This window comes from Serratia sp. HNCC26DJ206 (assembly GCF_057180605.1).
On record NZ_JBXUGP010000015.1, the window covers coordinates 65,895 to 83,218 of the forward strand.

At 51.2% G+C, this 17,324-nt stretch carries 18 protein-coding genes and 1 riboswitch; of the genes, 15 read left to right on the forward strand and 3 right to left on the reverse strand.

Annotated elements, in window-relative coordinates:
- Positions 1-12 precede the first annotated feature (12 nt).
- From mrdA to lipA, 7 genes are all read left to right on the forward strand, one after another.
- Positions 13-1,908: a peptidoglycan DD-transpeptidase MrdA gene (gene mrdA, locus AC2A1E_RS11810; protein ID WP_484383897.1), complete on the forward strand. Its 1,896-nt coding sequence runs from the start codon at positions 13-15 to the stop codon at positions 1,906-1,908.
- 8 nt (positions 1,909-1,916) lie between these two features.
- Positions 1,917-3,029, forward strand: a complete 1,113-nt coding sequence (gene mrdB, locus AC2A1E_RS11815; RefSeq protein ID WP_484383898.1) for a peptidoglycan glycosyltransferase MrdB — start codon at positions 1,917-1,919, stop codon at positions 3,027-3,029.
- Positions 3,030-3,039: 10 nt separating this feature from the next.
- Positions 3,040-4,110 (forward strand): endolytic peptidoglycan transglycosylase RlpA, encoded by a 1,071-nt coding sequence (gene rlpA, locus AC2A1E_RS11820; RefSeq protein WP_484383899.1) that lies wholly within the window; start codon positions 3,040-3,042, stop codon positions 4,108-4,110.
- Positions 4,111-4,280: 170 nt separating this feature from the next.
- Complete coding sequence (dacA, locus tag AC2A1E_RS11825; RefSeq protein WP_484383900.1) at positions 4,281-5,492, forward strand: D-alanyl-D-alanine carboxypeptidase DacA; 1,212 nt, start codon at positions 4,281-4,283, stop codon at positions 5,490-5,492.
- A gap of 104 nt (positions 5,493-5,596) precedes the next feature.
- Positions 5,597-5,863: a DUF493 family protein YbeD gene (gene ybeD, locus AC2A1E_RS11830; RefSeq protein ID WP_021180010.1), complete on the forward strand. Its 267-nt coding sequence runs from the start codon at positions 5,597-5,599 to the stop codon at positions 5,861-5,863.
- 109 nt (positions 5,864-5,972) lie between these two features.
- Positions 5,973-6,641, forward strand: coding sequence for a lipoyl(octanoyl) transferase LipB (gene lipB / locus AC2A1E_RS11835; RefSeq protein ID WP_484383901.1), 669 nt, complete (start codon positions 5,973-5,975; stop codon positions 6,639-6,641).
- The gene (gene lipA, locus AC2A1E_RS11840; protein ID WP_484383902.1) at positions 6,634-7,599 is read left to right on the forward strand and encodes a lipoyl synthase; all 966 of its coding nucleotides are present in this window, start codon (positions 6,634-6,636) and stop codon (positions 7,597-7,599) included. The genes lipB and lipA overlap by 8 nt, the downstream gene beginning before the upstream one ends.
- A gap of 96 nt (positions 7,600-7,695) precedes the next feature.
- Here the strand turns inward: lipA and tatA are convergent, their stop codons facing one another.
- On the reverse strand, positions 7,696-7,902 hold the full coding sequence (tatA, locus tag AC2A1E_RS11845) for a Sec-independent protein translocase subunit TatA (RefSeq protein ID WP_484383903.1): 207 nt from the start codon (positions 7,900-7,902) through the stop codon (positions 7,696-7,698).
- A gap of 372 nt (positions 7,903-8,274) precedes the next feature.
- Here tatA and AC2A1E_RS11850 point away from each other — a divergent pair, with 372 nt between their 5' ends.
- Both AC2A1E_RS11850 and crcB read left to right on the forward strand, forming a co-directional pair.
- Entirely contained in the window at positions 8,275-9,339 is a 1,065-nt protein-coding gene (locus tag AC2A1E_RS11850; protein WP_484383904.1) for a diguanylate cyclase, read from the forward strand.
- Between the two features lie 69 nt (positions 9,340-9,408).
- Positions 9,409-9,471, forward strand: a riboswitch (Fluoride riboswitch).
- Between the two features lie 74 nt (positions 9,472-9,545).
- Positions 9,546-9,929, forward strand: a complete 384-nt coding sequence (gene crcB / locus AC2A1E_RS11855) for a fluoride efflux transporter CrcB (RefSeq protein ID WP_484383905.1) — start codon at positions 9,546-9,548, stop codon at positions 9,927-9,929.
- A gap of 46 nt (positions 9,930-9,975) precedes the next feature.
- Here crcB and cspE read toward each other — a convergent pair whose 3' ends face one another.
- Complete coding sequence (gene cspE / locus AC2A1E_RS11860; RefSeq protein ID WP_002210315.1) at positions 9,976-10,185, reverse strand: transcription antiterminator/RNA stability regulator CspE; 210 nt, start codon at positions 10,183-10,185, stop codon at positions 9,976-9,978.
- 283 nt (positions 10,186-10,468) lie between these two features.
- On the opposite strand from cspE, the gene AC2A1E_RS11865 reads away from it, so the two are divergent.
- Together AC2A1E_RS11865 and AC2A1E_RS11870 are read left to right on the forward strand one after the other, a co-directional pair.
- On the forward strand, positions 10,469-10,948 hold the full coding sequence (locus AC2A1E_RS11865; RefSeq protein WP_484383951.1) for a cold-shock protein: 480 nt from the start codon (positions 10,469-10,471) through the stop codon (positions 10,946-10,948).
- Positions 10,949-11,024: 76 nt separating this feature from the next.
- Positions 11,025-11,186, forward strand: a complete 162-nt coding sequence (locus AC2A1E_RS11870) for a YnfU family zinc-binding protein (protein ID WP_459399480.1) — start codon at positions 11,025-11,027, stop codon at positions 11,184-11,186.
- A 2-nt stretch (positions 11,187-11,188) separates the two neighbouring features.
- Here AC2A1E_RS11870 and AC2A1E_RS11875 read toward each other — a convergent pair whose 3' ends face one another.
- Entirely contained in the window at positions 11,189-12,637 is a 1,449-nt protein-coding gene (locus AC2A1E_RS11875) for a GGDEF domain-containing protein (RefSeq protein WP_484383906.1), read from the reverse strand.
- 891 nt (positions 12,638-13,528) lie between these two features.
- Here AC2A1E_RS11875 and AC2A1E_RS11880 point away from each other — a divergent pair.
- The 4 genes from AC2A1E_RS11880 to dcuC all read left to right on the forward strand — a co-directional run bounded on the left by AC2A1E_RS11880 (position 13,529) and on the right by dcuC (position 17,324).
- On the forward strand, positions 13,529-13,735 hold the full coding sequence (locus AC2A1E_RS11880) for a hypothetical protein (RefSeq protein WP_484383907.1): 207 nt from the start codon (positions 13,529-13,531) through the stop codon (positions 13,733-13,735).
- Positions 13,736-14,019: 284 nt separating this feature from the next.
- Positions 14,020-14,877: a MurR/RpiR family transcriptional regulator gene (locus AC2A1E_RS11885; protein WP_484383908.1), complete on the forward strand. Its 858-nt coding sequence runs from the start codon at positions 14,020-14,022 to the stop codon at positions 14,875-14,877.
- A gap of 236 nt (positions 14,878-15,113) precedes the next feature.
- A complete protein-coding gene (locus AC2A1E_RS11890) occupies positions 15,114-15,938 on the forward strand; it encodes an alpha/beta fold hydrolase (protein ID WP_484383909.1) in 825 nt (274 codons plus the stop codon).
- A gap of 15 nt (positions 15,939-15,953) precedes the next feature.
- A complete protein-coding gene (dcuC, locus tag AC2A1E_RS11895; RefSeq protein ID WP_484383910.1) occupies positions 15,954-17,324 on the forward strand; it encodes a C4-dicarboxylate transporter DcuC in 1,371 nt (456 codons plus the stop codon).

Consider the following 17,324-nt stretch of genomic DNA (forward strand, 5'->3'; position numbering starts at 1 on the left):
TAAAGTAACGGGATGAAAATAGATCGTAACCCTTTTCGCGACTATACGGCAGAATCTGCCCTGTTTGTACGCCGCGCCCTGGTGGCGCTTTTGGTTATTCTGGTGCTGACAGGCATCCTGATTGCCAATCTGTATAATCTGCAAATCGTTCGCTTTGAGGATTACCGCACCCGTTCCAATGAAAACCGCATCAAGCTGGTACCGATCCCACCCAGCCGCGGCATTATTTACGATCGTAACGGCACGCCGCTGGCGCTGAATCGCACCATTTACCAGTTAGAGCTGATGCCAGAAAAAGTTGACGATCTCAACGCCACGCTACAGGCGTTACGCCCGATCGTTGATCTTACCGATGAAGACATCGCCAACTTTGAGAAAGAGCGCAAACGCTCACGTCGTTTTGTTTCGATCCCGGTCAAAACCGCGCTGACCGAAGTTCAGGTCGCCCGTTTTGCCGTCAACCAGTTCCGCTTCCCCGGCGTGGAAGTGAAAGGCTATCAGCGCCGCTATTATCCCTATGGTTCGGCCCTCACCCACGTGATCGGCTATGTGTCGAAGATTAACGATCGCGACGTCGAACGCCTGGATAAAGATGGCAAGCTGGCCAACTATGCCGCCACGCACGATATTGGCAAGTTGGGTATCGAACGTTTTTACGAAGATACCCTGCACGGCAAAACCGGCTATGAAGAGGTCGAGGTCAACAACCGTGGCCGCGTGATCCGCCAGTTGCATGAGCAACCGCCCTCCGCCGGTAAAGACGTTTATCTGACCCTCGATCTCAACCTGCAACGTTACATCGAACAACTGCTGGTGGGCAGCCGTGCAGCGGTAGTGGTCAGCGATCCGCGCACCGGTGGCATTCTGGCGATGGTTTCCAACCCCAGTTACGATCCGAACCTGTTCGTTGACGGTATTTCCAACAAAGACTATCAAGGATTACTCAACGATCCGAACCGCCCGCTGATCAACCGCGCCACGCAAGGGGTCTACCCACCTGCGTCAACGGTGAAACCCTATATTGCCGTATCGGCCCTCAGCGCCGGGGTGATCACCCGCAATACCGTCGTGTTCGATCCCGGCTGGTGGCAACTGCCCGGTTCAGAAAAACGCTTCCGCGACTGGAAAAAATGGGGCCATGGCCGCCTCAACGTCACCAAAGCCTTGGAAGAGTCTGCGGATACTTTCTTCTATCAGGTTGCCTATGATATGGGGATTGATCGTCTGTCGAGTTGGCTGAGCAAATTCGGCTACGGTGACTACACCGGTATCGATCTTTCTGAAGAGCGCTCCGGCCTGATGCCAACGCGCGACTGGAAGTTCAAACGTTACAAGAAACCGTGGTATCAAGGGGATACTATTCCGGTGGGTATCGGCCAGGGCTACTGGACCGCTACGCCGATCCAGATGTCCAAAGCACTGAATACGCTGATCAACGACGGTAATGTCAAAATACCGCACCTACAGCAGAGCACCAGAATCAACGGGGTTCTGGTGCCGTATCAACAGGAAGAGCATAAGCAGATTGGTGATATTCATTCTGGCTTCTGGGAAATAGCCAAAGACGGTATGTACGGCGTCGCCAACCGGCCAAACGGTACGGCCCGCAAGTACTTTGAGGGAACCCCCTATAAAGCCGCGGCTAAGTCGGGTACCGCACAGGTATTCGGCTATGAAACCTATAACGCCCACAAACTCGCAGAGCATCTGCGTGACCATAAATTGATGACCGCCTTCGCACCGTACGACAACCCGACGGTCTCAGTCGCCATCATTCTGGAGAACGGCGGTTCAGGCCCGGCGGTAGGTACCATCACCCGCCAGATCCTCGACCACATCCTGTTGGGCGACAACAATACGCAATTACCGGATGCAGCCCCACTGCCGCCAGGTATAGAAGGTGATTAAGGTAGAACATGACTGAAAGCCAACAAAAGGGCTCCATCTGGACCAAAATCCACATCGACCCCACTTTCCTGTTATTTATTCTGGCATTGCTGGTCTACAGCGCCGTTGTGATGTGGAGCGCCAGCGGCCAGGATGTCGGCATGATGGAACGCAAGATTGGCCAGATCCTGATGGGCCTGATCGTCATGGGCGTCATGGCGCAGATCCCTCCACGGGTGTATGAGAGCTGGGCACCCTACCTGTATATTTTCTGCGTCATCCTGCTGATTCTGGTGGATGCCTTCGGGCAGATCAGTAAAGGGGCACAGCGCTGGCTGGATCTGGGTTTTGTCCGTTTCCAACCGTCGGAAATCGCTAAAATCGCCGTGCCGCTGATGGTGGCCCGCTTTATGAACCGCGACGTGTGCCCGCCTTCGCTGAAAAATACCGGCATCGCGCTGGTGCTGATCTTCCTGCCTACCCTGCTGGTGGCCGCACAGCCCGATCTCGGCACCTCGATTCTGATCGCCGCTTCAGGGCTGTTTGTGCTGTTCTTGTCTGGCATGAGCTGGAAGCTGATTGCGTTTGCCGCCGTACTGGTGGCAGCCTTTATTCCGGTGCTGTGGTTCTTCCTGATGCATGACTACCAGCGGGATCGCGTGATGATGTTGCTCGATCCGGAAAGTGATCCTTTAGGGGCCGGTTACCACATTATTCAGTCAAAAATCGCCATCGGCTCCGGTGGCCTGGCCGGTAAAGGCTGGCTGCACGGCACGCAGTCACAGCTGGAATTCCTGCCCGAACGCCATACCGACTTCATCTTCGCAGTGCTGGCCGAAGAGCTTGGCCTGATCGGCGTTCTGGTGTTGCTGGTACTGTATTTGCTGGTGATCATCCGCGGGCTGATGATCGCCGCGCGGGCGCAGACCACCTTTGGCCGCGTCATGGTCGGCGGCTTGATGCTGATACTGTTCGTTTATGTGTTTGTTAACATTGGCATGGTCAGTGGCATTTTACCGGTAGTTGGCGTACCTTTGCCTCTGGTCAGCTATGGGGGGTCGGCGCTGATTGTCCTCATGGCCGGGTTCGGCATCGTCATGTCGATCCACACGCACCGGAAAATGCTGTCTAAAAATCTATAAGAGGTGAGTAATGCGTAAGGAATGGCTTTGGGTCGGTGCAGTTGCTGTTGCGGTATTACTTTCAGCCTGTACCACCACGCAGGAAGAAACACAGGCTCCGCCACAGCAGCAACCCTACAGCGGGCCAGTGACCGAAATCGGCGGTGTGGAACCTCACTATGAACCCTATAACCCTGGTACGTTGCAGGACTATAAGGTTAATGGCGATACTTATCGCATCGTGAAAGATCCACAAAACTTCTCACAAACCGGCCTGGCGGCCTGGTATGGCGAAGAAGCCAACGGCAATACCACCGCCATTGGTGAACGATTCGATCCCAACGCTCTGACCGCAGCACACCCGACTCTGCCGATCCCAAGCTATGTGCGCGTTACCAACCTGGCCAATGGCCGCCAGTTGGTGGTGCGCGTCAACGATCGCGGCCCTTATACGCAAGGCCGGATTATCGATCTGTCAAAAGCGGTTGCCGATCGTCTTAACCTGACGAGCAACACCAAGGTGAAAGTGGACTTTATCAGCGTTGCCCCTGATGGTTCACTGAGCGGCCCCGGCACTATCGGCACCGTAGTCGCCAAACAGAGTTACGCCCTGCCGCAGCGCCCGGATCTCGGTTCAAGCAGCATGGGGACACCAATACAGCAGGAAACCCCTGCCGCCAATGATGCCGCCGTACGCCCGATTGACAACAGCAGCCTGAACGTTGATGACAGCAACGGTGAGCCTGTGCGTAGAGGCGGGTTCCTGGGTGCGCCAAGCGCCTTGCCGGCTGGGGTACTAGAAGGTTCAGAACCACCACCGGCCATCAGCGCCCCTGCTGTTGCCGCGCCAGTGGTGGTAAGCACGGCCAGTGAAGGCGGCAACTTCGTGGTTCAGGTCGGTGCCTTGAGCAACGCCGAACGCGCACAAAGCTGGCAGCAGCAACTGAGTCAACAGTTTGGCGTTCCCGGTAAAGTCTCTGCCAATGGCAGCATCTACCGCGTGCAGTTAGGCCCGTTCAGTAACCGTCAGCAGGCAGCACAACTGCAGCAGCGGCTGGCCAGTGAAGCGCAACAACAATCATTCATCACTGCTGCACCCTAAAACGTGAAGCCCGCTAGGCCAACACGGCTGATAGCCCGTTTTTTAGCTGAAACATTTTCTTGCAGCTAAACCACTATCAGCCGGGTGAATGCTTAATGCCTGCCGGGATCCCATCTGTTATAGTGTGGCTCGTTTTTTAACTTAATCTCACGGATGTTGTCGTTCCGATCATGAAACATGTAACTTCTTTTCGCTTAATCAAGAGCATAACACTCGGCACCGTCATCGCGATAAGCGCAGCGTCAGTTGCCCATGCAGACGATGTTAATATCAAAACCATGATCCCAGGTGTCCCGCAAATTGATGCGCAAGCGTACATCCTGATTGATTACAACTCCGGTAAAGTATTGGCAGAATCTAACGCCGACGCCCGTCGTGACCCCGCCAGCCTGACCAAAATGATGACCAGCTATGTCATCGGCCAGGCGTTGAAATCCGGCAAGATTGGCCAGGATGATATGGTCACCATTGGTCAGGATGCTTGGGCAACCGGTAACCCGGTGTTTAAAGGCTCCTCACTGATGTTCCTGAAACCCGGCGACCGGGTACCGGTATCCAAACTGACGCGCGGCATCAACCTGCAATCAGGCAACGACGCCTGTGTGGCCATGGCCGATTACGTTGCCGGCAGCCAGGATGCGTTTGTTAACCTGATGAACACCTACGTCAAACAGCTTGGCCTGCAAAATACCCACTTCCAGACCGTGCATGGCCTGGATGCTGAAGGCCAGTTCAGCTCTGCGCGCGATATGGCGCTGATCGGCCAGGCATTGATCCGTGACGTACCAGACGAATACGCCATCTATAAAGAAAAAGAATTCACCTTCAACAACATCCGCCAGATGAACCGTAACGGTCTGCTGTGGGATACCAGCCTGAACGTTGACGGCATCAAAACCGGTCATACTGACGCAGCAGGCTACAATCTGGTGGCTTCCGCCACCGAAGGCCAGATGCGGCTGATCTCCGCCGTGTTGGGTGGCCGTACCTTCAAAGGCCGTGAAACCGAAAGTAAAAAGTTGCTGACCTGGGGCTTCCGCTTCTTCGAAACCGTTTCACCGCTGAAGGCCGGTAAAGAGTTTGCCTCCGAACCCGTCTGGTTTGGCGATGCCGATCGTGTCGAGTTGGGCGTGGATAAAGACGTTTTCCTGACCATCCCGCGCGGCAGGATGAAAGACCTCAAAGCCAGCTATGTGCTGAACACGCCAGAAATCCACGCGCCGCTGGCCAAAAACCAGGTTGTCGGCAGCATCAATTTCCAGCTGGATGGCAAGACCATCGATCAACGCCCGTTGGTGGTGCTGAACGAAGTGAAAGAAGGCGGCATCTTCAGCCGTCTGGTGGATTACATCAGGCTGATGTTTCACCACTGGTTCGGCTAAGGCTTGAAACCGGGGATTTCGGCCCCATATCCTACTTAACAATCACTCCCGCTCCGGCGGGAGTTATACTTTATAGACAAGCTTTACCCACGGAGCGCATTCACATGCAAAAAACTAAACTGAACGAACTGCTCGAATTCCCTTGCACCTTTACCTACAAAGTAATGGGCCTGGCACACCCCGAGCTGGTAGACCAGGTGGTTGAAGTGGTGCAGCGCCATGCTCCTGGGGACTATAACCCACAGGTTAAACCGAGCAGCAAAGGCAATTACCACTCCGTTTCCATCACCATTACCGCCACCCATATCGATCAGGTGGAAACATTATACGAAGAGTTGGGCAACATTGAGATTGTCCGCATGGTGCTGTAATTTCACACTGGCACAGCCTGTTCGGGTTGTGCCAGGATCCTGAGGGATAAATGCTGGTCGTGAGCCAGAGCGCTCGGTATAATGACTTTCTCACTTCTGTAACCTGACGATGACTCGTTTGCAACATAATAAGATCATTTTGCGTCAACTGGGGTTGCAGCCCTATGAGCCTGTATCCCAAGCCATGCACAACTTCACCGACTGTCGCACCGAATCCACGCCCGATGAGCTGTGGCTGGTGCAACATCAGCCGGTGTTTACCCAAGGGCAGGCAGGCAAAGCGGAACACGTTCTGATGCCAGGGGATATCCCGGTGGTGCAGAGCGATCGCGGCGGCCAGGTAACCTACCATGGCCCTGGCCAGCAGGTGCTGTACGTGATGGTGGATCTGAAACGCAACAAAGTTGGCGTGCGCCAACTGGTCACCGCTCTTGAAGACACGGTTATCAATACCCTCACCCATTTCGAAATAACATCGCGCGCACGCCCAGATGCGCCCGGCGTTTATGTGGGGGAGCAAAAGATTTGTTCACTGGGTTTGCGCATCCGCAAAGGCAGTTCATTTCATGGCCTGGCCCTGAACGTCGCCATGGATCTGACCCCATTTCAGCGTATCAACCCCTGTGGTTATGCCGGAATGCAGATGACACAAGTCAGCGCGCTGGTGCCTGGCGTTAGCATCGAAGACGTTCATCCAATCCTGGTACAGGAATTTGTTCATTTACTCGGCTACCAGACGGTCGAGCTTCGTAACTGGAACCTGCACGATTATGAGTAAACCAATTCAGATGGAACGCGGCGTCAAATACCGCGATGCAGACAAAATGGCGTTGATCCCGGTAAAAACGGTGGTCACCGAACGGCAGGAGCTGTTACGCAAACCCGAGTGGATGAAGATCAAACTCCCTGCTGATTCTACGCGCATTCAGGGCATCAAAGCCGCAATGCGCAAAAATGGTCTGCATTCGGTGTGCGAAGAGGCTTCGTGTCCGAACCTGTCTGAATGCTTCAATCATGGTACAGCAACCTTCATGATCCTGGGTGCCATCTGCACCCGCCGCTGCCCGTTCTGCGACGTCGCCCATGGCCGCCCGGTCGCGCCGGATGCCAATGAGCCGGAAAAGCTGGCGCAGACCATTGCCGATATGGCGCTGCGTTATGTGGTTATTACTTCGGTTGACCGCGACGACTTGCGCGATGGTGGTGCACAGCACTTTGCCGATTGTATCGCTGCGATCCGTACCAAAAGCCCCAATATCAAGATTGAAACGCTAGTACCCGATTTCCGTGGCCGTATGGATCGCGCGCTGGAAATCCTGACCGCCACCCCACCGGACGTGTTCAACCACAATCTGGAAAACGTGCCGCGTATTTATCGCCAGGTGCGCCCAGGTGCTAACTATGAGTGGTCACTGAAGTTGCTGGAGCGTTTTAAAGAAGCTCATCCGGATATCCCAACCAAGTCAGGCCTGATGGTCGGCCTGGGGGAAACCAATGCGGAAATCGTAGAAGTCATGCGCGATCTGCGCCGCCATGGCGTCACCATGCTGACTCTGGGCCAGTATCTGCAACCGAGCCGCCATCACCTGCCAGTGCAGCGCTATGTCAGCCCGGCAGAGTTTGACGAGATGAAAGAAGAAGCGATGGCGATGGGCTTTACCCATGCCGCCTGCGGCCCGTTTGTGCGCTCTTCCTATCATGCCGATCTACAGGCGAAAGGGTTGGAAGTGAAATAAACTCGGTAATTTTTTGTTACGCTTCGGCGAATGAAAACGCCAAAAAACGGATGTCCTCACGGCATCCGTTTTTTATTGCATCAGTGAAAAACAGGACTAATCGTCTTTCTTCTCGACGCTCTGCTGTGCAGACTGGCTTTCAGCCGTATTTTGCGCTGGTGGCGTATCCTCCCCCACGGCTTTTTTGAAGCCTTTCAGCGCAGCACCTAAATCCGCCCCGAGAGTGCGCAGTTTGCTGGTGCCAAACAGCAAGACGATCAACACCGCAATCACCAGAAGTTTGGTAATACTAATACCTTCCATATTCACCTTCTTTTTCATTATGGCTGCAAAGTGCAGCGAGGGAACAAGCCTTGCCTATCAATATTTAGCTACTTTCTTCCCTTTAGGACAACAACAACATGTAACAGAGTGAGATCTGCCAGAGATGTTCTATGCTTACACGGTGGGGCATATATCTATACCCAAAATAATTCGAGTTGCTTGTAGGCGGCAACTGAGTGACAAATCGGTCAGAGACCGATTTGAGCAGCGCTTGCGCTGACCCGAAGGGGCGAGGCCCCGCATGGGCCGAGTCACACAGCCAACACCCAAGCAACTTGAAGTATGAAGGGTATGTTTAGCGTTTCTCAAGTGCATGATACGCTGCATCATTAATCACAGGGGAGGCGTTGGATGCCAATCGCTCCATCAGCGACCAATACCCGACGTTCGGGGATCAGTTTTGCCAAACGTACTTACCTGCCACGTATCGTCGGCCTGGGGATTGGCTTTTTTTGCGTGCTCGCCGCAATCATCCCCTTACATCCACCGCTTGGCATGTGGATCCTACTGGCATTTAATGGCTTTATCTGGCCACACATCGCTTATCAGTGGTCGATCCGTTCTGAAAATCCCTTTGCCACCGAGACCCGTAATCTGCTGATAGATGCCTTGATGGGCGGTGTCTGGGCGGCCGTCATGGGCTTTAATGCTCTGCCTGCGATCGTGATCCTGTCAATGATGGGCATGAACAATATTGCTTCCGGCGGGCTGTCACTGTTCTTCAAAGGGCTATTAGCACAGATTATTGGGGCCGTGCTGACCAGTGCCGCACTCGGCTTTCCGTTCTACCCACAAACCACACCACAGCAGGTGTATCTTTGTTTACCCATGATTTTCATCTACCCAACATTTCTTGGTTTTGTCACCTATAATACCGCCAAACACTTGGCAGAAAAAAAGCGAGAATTGCTGCGCATTAGTATGCGGGATGGTTTAACGGGCCTCTATAACCGTCGTCATTGGGAACACCTTCTACACAATGAGTTTGACAGCTGCCGACGTTATGACCGTAAAGCCACGCTGATCCTGATAGATATCGATCGCTTCAAAACCATTAATGACACCTTCGGCCATGCTGTGGGGGATGAAGCGCTGATCGTTCTAGCGGAAGAGTTGCTCTTGGGGTTACGCGTGGTGGATATCGTCGGCCGTTACGGCGGTGATGAATTTGGCGCCGTGTTGCCAAACACTACCTCCGAGCAAGCCAGCCTTGCCCTGAACCGCATTCAGGAAAGTTTAAGCGAAATCATTTTCCGCGAAGCCCCTGAGCTAAGGCTGCACATCAGTGCCGGCATCGCTGATTATCAACCAGAGATGCGCGGCTATCAGGAATGGTTGAAAGCGGCTGATGGTGCTCTGTACCGAGCTAAAAATAATGGCCGCAACCGTCAAGAACTCGCGATCCCTCAATCCTGACTGAATGGTCAGACTACAAAACAACAGCCGCAGCGTGTAAAATCCTTCGGGCCCGGAAAAATACCGGTGCCGACAGACGGAGATGACATTCCTCCATAACCGCCCTCACAGGCTGATGATGTCTACGTAACCTCTCAGAGAGGGACGTAGCGTTATACCTGAACCTTTCTGAGTTTCCTCAATTTTTTGTGAAAGGGTTTTCGATCATGTTGAGTTCTTTACTGGCAGTATTCATTGGCGGTGGTTTAGGCAGTGCGCTGCGCTGGATAGTGAGTATGAAGATGAATCCATTGCATCAGCATATTCCTTTGGGCACGCTGACCGTGAATCTGCTCGGAGGGTTCATTATCGGTTTGGCCCTGGCGCTGTTTACGCGTATGACGCACCTAGATTCAACCTGGAAACTGCTGATCACCACCGGTTTTTGTGGTGGATTAACCACTTTCTCTACATTCTCTGTCGAAGTGGTTTATCTGTTGCAGGATGGGCGTCTGGTCTGGGCAATCGCCAATATGCTGCTCAACCTGGCTGGCTCTTTGACCATGACGCTGCTGGCCTTCATGCTGGTCAGTTGGCTGAGCGGGCAATAAAAAACCCGCTCATAGAGCGGGTTTTAAGAATTTCGGCTACTGTAGCTTAAATAGCGATAACGTTAGCAGCAGATGGCCCTTTGGCACCGTTCGTGATTTCAAATTCTACACGCTGGCCTTCAGCAAGAGTTTTGAAACCATTGCTAGCGATGGCAGAGAAGTGGACGAAAACGTCTTTGCTACCATCTTCCGGAGTAATGAAACCGAAACCTTTGGATTCATTAAACCACTTAACGCTACCTTTAATCTTAGACATCAAACTTACCTTTAACGTGAATGTAAGACACAAAACGTGTGTCAACTACAGTACAGCAATTAGATGGGATTTTGTCCACAACCGAGATCACATAAAATCGATAAAAAGTGAAAAAGTCCGCAGTCGGCGCAGTAAATTGATTGTTACAGTCAGCAATTTTTAGCAAAGCAGCCCGATCCTCTGAGAACCTCCATGCTTTTACCGTAGAATACCGCGCCCCTGTCGCAACAGGGCATTCCGCGCTATTATAAACACTGTTACGAACGACTTTATGAGAATGATGATGAACGGCAAGATAACGACTTTTTTTGAAGACAAAGGCTTCGGCTTTATCACCGACGAGAACGGGGAAAATCGTTATTTTCACGTGATTAAAGTGCAAAACCCAGAGCTGATTAAGAAAAATGCGCTGGTGACTTTTGAACCCACCAATAATACCAAAGGACCATCCGCTTATGCGGTCAAAGTGCAGGCGCTCAGCAAATACATCACCATTGCTAATGAAAGAATCAAAATATCCAGCATCAAATCCTTTCATACCTTCAGCAAAGAAGTGCCGGTAAAGGCAGATATTGATAAAGAAAATACCGTGCTCTCGGTCGGTTTACTGATGAACCGCATCCGCCCGCAAGTGGCTGAAACACCGCAAGCGATGGAGACATTGCGTATGCTGTCGATTACCACATTCCAGAATGCGACCCACACCTTCTCAGAACATGAAGTCGATATTGATGAAACGTTACAGGCATTAAAAGCACTGTAACGCGGTAGAAAAACAATCAAAGCTATTTAATGTCACCTGTGTTAGCGTGGGCTTTCACCTGACACAGGTATATGCCATGTCTGAATCCATTAGCGTCAAAGGTTTTAACAACCGCACCACTCAGATTGCCTGCCCTAAGTGCAGCTATGTTACCAAACAGCAATGTTCTAAACTGCGCAAGAATATCACGCTGATCTGCCCTAATTGCGGCACACAGTTCACACCAAAACAGGGTTGATATTATTTGAACATGTTATGATTCAGTGTATTACTGTTGAGCATGCTAAAGGATTCAACACGATTGTGGCCTTGAGACTTGGCACGGTACAGCGCAATATCCACCATATTCATTAGTTGCTCGAGGGATTTCACCTCATTCATTGCCAAGCTGGCAACCCCGACGCTTATGGTGATCCGCAGCGGTGTTTTACCCGTTGGGTTCATATCTGCATTTTCCACTCGCCTGCGCAGATGCTCCCCTAATGCAACGGCTTGCACAGCCAGCGCACGCGGCATCATGATGGCAAACTCCTCACCACCTAGACGGCCAAATAGCTGATCGTGGCGCAATTCACGCCGGAGAAGATGAGAAAAAGTTGCCAACACCTGATCGCCGATCACATGGCCATACATATCATTAATCAATTTAAAATGATCGATGTCGATCAACAGCAATGACACCGCCTCTTTCGCTTGATACTTATGTTCCAGCAATTCCCTGGCTTTACGCGTAAATGCACTGCGCCCCAATGCGCCGGTGAGCAAATCATGATTGGCAGTGTGGTTCAGTTGGCGCAGCAGCTTGCGGTTCACGACCAGCGAACTGGCGAGGATCAGCGGCCCCATCACCAACATGGCAATACCCAACCGGGCTGACATCAGCGTATCAAACACAGCAACACGAGGCCCCAGTATTTCATACAGCATCATGTTGGTAGAAACGCTGATAATCTGGGTAATACCGGTGAGTAACGTCAGCAAAGTGACGGTAAACAGCTGGTAGCTCACCGTACACCACAGCAATGCCGGGATCGGGAAGGCTATCGCTCCCGGCCCACCGATATACACGCTGAACGCCAGTGAACACAGCAAAGCCAGTAACGGCATACTGGTACGCCATTGCCAATGTATCTGAATACGCAGCAGCTGTTGCAAGCGTGGAGCTGCCAGGATCACAGGTAAGATCAGCAAGTTAGTCGAGAATTGCTCACTGAACCACGCTCCCCAGGCGATAAAGACCGTATTGTTATACAGGCTGTCATGGCGCAGCACCGACAGCGAGGCAGAGAACGCAGCCCCGAGAAAACACGCCGTGAACATGTATAAAATTGCCTGCGGTTTCCCTAACCGTCGCTGGGATTGTGGCAGCATCGACATCACCACATAACCGGTCGCTATCAGCGACATATTGCAGGCGTTGAGCCAAAGCGCGAGCGACCATCCCTCAGCGGTGGCTAAATCGGCAGTAACCATGCCAAAGTAGATGGCTCCCCACCCCACAAAAGTGGCATAACCGGGTTTGCGCAGCAGCAACCCAAGCAGAATGGCATTCACGGGCCAAAACAGCGAAAGCGCTCCCATAGGGCGAGTAAAAATACCCACCAAAGAAAGCACAAAGGCCAGCATAAAAAGATTTATCAGCAGGATCATGGCAGGCAAACGTTGCGTCGAATGTAATCCGGCTTTCATAACCTGAACCACTGCGAGGGAATAACCATAAATATTTTGTGCATATTATCTTTACCCGACAAAGTGAGAATGAAAAATCCAGTTTTCATCTAAAAAAACCAAATTAATCAATCAGAAAACTGTACAGCTCCTTATTGAACGGAATCAGCTTAATTCACTTATTGGGGAATTGTAGGTTCACGTTTACAGGGATTAATCCTTAATAACACACGACTAATGAAAGCATAGCTTAAAATGTTACAGCTCGAAAAATAGTTAACACTGATAAATTAAAAGGATATAACTTATTTTTAAGATTTTTCTAAATCCCTGCTTATTTTCCTGCAAGTCTCACCAAAGCACAATCAAAAAAGCCAGTCATAATCATTAACATGATTTACGGGTCCTTCAGGCCCCACCTCACGACGGCGCACTTGCGCTTCACTGCTGCTGCCACCATCAGGCAGCACTGGGGTTCTTACCCCGGGCGGCTGAGCCTGCGTAGCATAAAAAAATCCCGCACAAGGCGGGATAAACGTCAATTAGGGACAACTATACGCTACAGAAAAGAAATAACACAACATCATCGGGTAAGCTCTAAACTACCAGCCAAAATGTATAGAACTGTCATGTAAAAGTAAGTCTAATCTGATAGATGTAACTTCTGATGGAGTCATCAGCGAGTTGCATCAACTTGGCTAACAAATAAGCCCCCTGATTTTCACACCGCATAAATGTATTACTTAGCTTTTGCTGGCTACCAGCAAGACCCCAGCCGATTCAGCAGCAAAGGGGTGGCAACCCTTGAATAAGCAGCAAAATATTTAGGAAATACCTTGAAAAATGCGGAGACAACCTCAATATACAGCATGTTGTCTGCCATTTCGGTAGGTCTAGCAAAGGAAAACGAATATGTTAGAGAATTATTTTGGCTCCGGGCTCGTACCAACAGAAGAGCAAAAGCGCAGATTACTGGCCGTGCAGGCGGCACTGGAACTCTTGAAGGCAACGCTGTCTGACACCAATGACGGCAACGGTGTTGAGTACCAATTAAAGACGGCAGAAAAATACATTGGCTCTCTCGCTGATGCCATCCAGATTGCCGTAGAAAAAAAGTAACTCCGCCATAAGGCTGAATCCCCCCGCACAATGCTGAACGCTGATATTGTGCGGGGGTTAGTTAAGATACCTGAAATCCTACCGACATCATTCATAGCGCGATTTCCCGCCCTCCCCGTATCTTACCTGAACAACAAACCGTAGCACGACAGCGCAGCGGCGCAGATCTGCGGGGGGAATGAGAGATGGCACACACTTCCGACAAGGGAATTTTTGATTCCCCTTTTTTCTACCTTGGGTTTTGTTATTAATGGATAAAGAATTAGCGCAGAGGGAAAGGTGACATGAACAGAGCTGATTTCTCTCAACGCGTTGCCAGCCTGGGTAACCTTACCGATACCGACAGGCGCATCATTGACTACTTTGACAAACATTTTGAGTCAATACCCTACAGCAAAGTCGTTGATATCTGTAATGAAGTCGATATTGCCAAGTCAACGCTGGGGCGATTTATGATGAAAATCGGCTTCAATGGGTTCCGAGATTTTAAAGAATCCACCGGTGAGCCGGAGCTGCGCAGAAACATTTCGCCCATAGAGCGCTTTAATAAAAAGAGCAACACAAAAAATGGCATTGATTATATTGAGAAACACTGTAGCGAAATCACCAATAATATTAACAATACGCTAAAGAACATTAATAGAAAGGATCTGGAGAAAACCATTGCGCTGATTTGCGATCCGGAAAAGCGGCTTTATGTTATTGGCAGCGCAACGGCACACGCTTTAGCAGAATATTTTTATCTGCTTGGTCGATATATCAAGAAAGACATTGTGCTGCTTGACGCCAATATTGCCAATCTGCCGCATAAATTGATCGACTCACGCAAAGGTGATGTGTTGCTTGCCATCTCCTATTACCGTTTCTCCAGCGTGACCACGCGGCTGATAAAATGGTTTTATCAAAACCGCGGAGATACCATCGTGATCACCGATAACGCGGTCAATCCTTTCAGCCACTTCGCAACCGCACTACTGCTGATGGAGAGCCAGCACAGCGGGCTGTTCAGTAGCCGCAGCGCCGGATTTGTGTTGATTGAAGCGCTGGTGAATTACATGGGGGAAGTGACCGATAATGAATTGGGTGACAACTTCCATGTTATGGAATCCTTATTTGAAGCCTTTAATGTTTTTAACAAATAAATATACCCGTCATACTTCAAGTTGCTTGGGTGTTGGCTGCCTTTACTCACCCCAGTCACTTACCTAAGTAAGCTCCTGGGGCTTCGCTCAGTTGCCGCCTACAAGCAACTCGAATTATTTTGGGTATAGACATTAATTAACGTTAGGATAAATAACTTCTTTATCTACGGACAGCTTTTATCTGAAATTAGCGACACCCCGCACTGGCGTTTATTTTATTCAACGAGGTTTTTATTATGAGCAGTGAAAACAGAGCAATTCCTGTTTGTCCTGAGCAACAAACACTCACCACATCACAGGGGAATTTATCCTTCCGCACCTGCGGAGAGGGTGAAACTATTATCTTCTTGCACGGTATTCTCGGCAGCTCCAAAGCCTGGCCATTCCAATTTGCCGCACTGTCCCCTAATTACCGCGTTGCCGCCTGGGATGCGCCGGGTTACGCCGGTTCTACGCTGGTGGCCGCCGATATTGATGCCTACGAACAGATGCTGCATAACCTGATTTTGCACCTTGGTGATAAAAAAGTGTCCCTGGTCGGGCACTCGATGGGGGGAACTATTGCCAGCCGCTACGCTGCCCGGCATCCCGACAAAATCAAGAGTCTGGTATTGTCCTGCACCCATCCGGGCTATGGCGCGCCAGAGACGGCCCCCATCTCGGAAAAGCTGGAAATACGGCTTAGAGAGCTGGCTGAAATCGGCCGTGAAGCCTATGGCAAAAACCGCGCGCGTGATTTGTTACCCTTCCCGGAGGTGCCCGCTTCGGTGTTGGATTATGCCGCTGAAATTGCGGCCGAAACCAACCTGGAAGGCCTGAGACGCGCAACGCGGATGCTGCAACTGGCTGATAACCGCCCTCTGCTGCCGCAAATAGCCGTGCCGACGTTAATCTTGACCGGCGAAAAAGATGGTGTTGTTCAGCCGAAATTAAAAGCCGATCTGTTAGCACTGGTGCCTTATACCCAACACATTGATATGCCCGGTTTGGGTCATGCGCCTTATTTTCAGGCCCCGGAATATTACAACGCTTTGCTGCATGAATTTATCGCCAATCACTGAATATAGGGGATTATGATGACTGGATTTATAATCGGCATAATCGTTACCGTACTTGCCGCCTGGTTTATTATCAAAAACTATCAACCACAGGCCGTACTGCTGTTGGCCGGGTTGAGTTTATTGCTCATCACGGCAATCTTCTTTCCTGAACAATCAATACTGTACGGCAAAGCAAAATCCATCGGCTGGGTCGGCGGGGATATTTTCGCGTTTGTTAAAGAGTCTTTGACCACCCAGATCGCCGGTATCGGTCTGATTATTATGGCGGCAGGCGGTTTTGCCGATTATATGGATCACATTAAAGCCTCGAACTCGATGGTGAATCTGTGCATCAAACCGTTGCAGATGATCAAGGCTCCCTATCTGATCCTGGCAATCGGCTACATCTTGTCTCAATTGCTGCATGTGGCGATCTCCAGCGCGGCTGGTTTGGCCATGCTGTTATTGGTCACCTTCTTCCCGGTATTGGTGCGTTTAGGGGTCAGTAAAGCCGCAGCCGCATCCATGATCGGTATGTCAGCGTTTATGGATCTCGGCCCGGCGGTGGGCACCGCGAACCTGGCGGCGAAACATGCCGGTATGGAAACAGCGATCTACTTTGCTCATTACCAATTGCCGGTAGCTACCGGGGTCATGCTGGTGGTGTCTGTCTTAATCTTCTTCACCGCGCGCTATTTTGATGCCAAAGACGGGCACGTGGTTGCCCAGCAACACCACCAGCCACAAACCGATGAAAGCAGCGAAAAAGTACCGGCGTTCTACGCCTTTCTGCCGGTTTTCCCGGTGATTCTGGTGATTTTGTTCAGCCCGCTGGTTGTCAGCAGTATCAAGATCGACGTAGTCACCGCGATGATTATCGGCACCCTGCTGGCCTTTTTCTGCGAACTATTGGTCAGACGGGATTTCAAAGCGGCCTGTAAAGGCATTCAGGTGTTCTTCAAAGGGATGGGTTCAATGTTTACCAGCATCGTTTCCCTGCTGGTATGTGCCGACGTTTTCGCTCAAGGGCTGCAAATCATCGGTGCCGTGGACTTTATCATCCAAACCGTTCAGGCTGCCGGTTTTGGCTTCGGCAATATGACCGTTGTGATGGCGCTGTTGGTCTGCGTAACTGCTGCTCTGACCGGTTCTGGCGTGGCCGCCTTCTTCTCGTTTTCCGGCCTGGCACCCGGTATTGCCGCCAAATTTGGTGAAAGCGCCGTGAGCATGATCCTGCCGATGCAACTTATGGCGGGAATGGGAAGATCGATTTCCCCGGTGGCTGGCGTGATTATTGCGGTCAGTAAAGCCGGTGAGTGCTCGCCATTTATGATCGTGCGCCGCACGCTGATCCCGGCAGCAGGTGGGATGATTACCATGCTGGTGCTGAACGGTATTCTGAATTAA

What these genes read in the sequence shown, in the direction of transcription:
- mrdA (WP_484383897.1), top strand. Translation starts at nt 13, where the DNA reads ATGAAAATAGATCGTAACCCTTTTCGCGACTATACGGCAGAATCTGCC.
- mrdB (WP_484383898.1), top strand. Translation starts at nt 1,917, where the DNA reads ATGACTGAAAGCCAACAAAAGGGCTCCATCTGGACCAAAATCCACATC.
- rlpA (WP_484383899.1), top strand. Translation starts at nt 3,040, where the DNA reads ATGCGTAAGGAATGGCTTTGGGTCGGTGCAGTTGCTGTTGCGGTATTA.
- dacA (WP_484383900.1), top strand. Translation starts at nt 4,281, where the DNA reads ATGAAACATGTAACTTCTTTTCGCTTAATCAAGAGCATAACACTCGGC.
- ybeD (WP_021180010.1), top strand. Translation starts at nt 5,597, where the DNA reads ATGCAAAAAACTAAACTGAACGAACTGCTCGAATTCCCTTGCACCTTT.
- lipB (WP_484383901.1), top strand. Translation starts at nt 5,973, where the DNA reads ATGACTCGTTTGCAACATAATAAGATCATTTTGCGTCAACTGGGGTTG.
- lipA (WP_484383902.1), top strand. Translation starts at nt 6,634, where the DNA reads ATGAGTAAACCAATTCAGATGGAACGCGGCGTCAAATACCGCGATGCA.
- tatA (WP_484383903.1), bottom strand. Translation starts at nt 7,902, where the DNA reads ATGGAAGGTATTAGTATTACCAAACTTCTGGTGATTGCGGTGTTGATC.
- AC2A1E_RS11850 (WP_484383904.1), top strand. Translation starts at nt 8,275, where the DNA reads ATGCCAATCGCTCCATCAGCGACCAATACCCGACGTTCGGGGATCAGT.
- crcB (WP_484383905.1), top strand. Translation starts at nt 9,546, where the DNA reads ATGTTGAGTTCTTTACTGGCAGTATTCATTGGCGGTGGTTTAGGCAGT.
- cspE (WP_002210315.1), bottom strand. Translation starts at nt 10,185, where the DNA reads ATGTCTAAGATTAAAGGTAGCGTTAAGTGGTTTAATGAATCCAAAGGT.
- AC2A1E_RS11865 (WP_484383951.1), top strand. Translation starts at nt 10,469, where the DNA reads ATGAACGGCAAGATAACGACTTTTTTTGAAGACAAAGGCTTCGGCTTT.
- AC2A1E_RS11870 (WP_459399480.1), top strand. Translation starts at nt 11,025, where the DNA reads ATGTCTGAATCCATTAGCGTCAAAGGTTTTAACAACCGCACCACTCAG.
- AC2A1E_RS11875 (WP_484383906.1), bottom strand. Translation starts at nt 12,637, where the DNA reads ATGAAAGCCGGATTACATTCGACGCAACGTTTGCCTGCCATGATCCTG.
- AC2A1E_RS11880 (WP_484383907.1), top strand. Translation starts at nt 13,529, where the DNA reads ATGTTAGAGAATTATTTTGGCTCCGGGCTCGTACCAACAGAAGAGCAA.
- AC2A1E_RS11885 (WP_484383908.1), top strand. Translation starts at nt 14,020, where the DNA reads ATGAACAGAGCTGATTTCTCTCAACGCGTTGCCAGCCTGGGTAACCTT.
- AC2A1E_RS11890 (WP_484383909.1), top strand. Translation starts at nt 15,114, where the DNA reads ATGAGCAGTGAAAACAGAGCAATTCCTGTTTGTCCTGAGCAACAAACA.
- dcuC (WP_484383910.1), top strand. Translation starts at nt 15,954, where the DNA reads ATGACTGGATTTATAATCGGCATAATCGTTACCGTACTTGCCGCCTGG.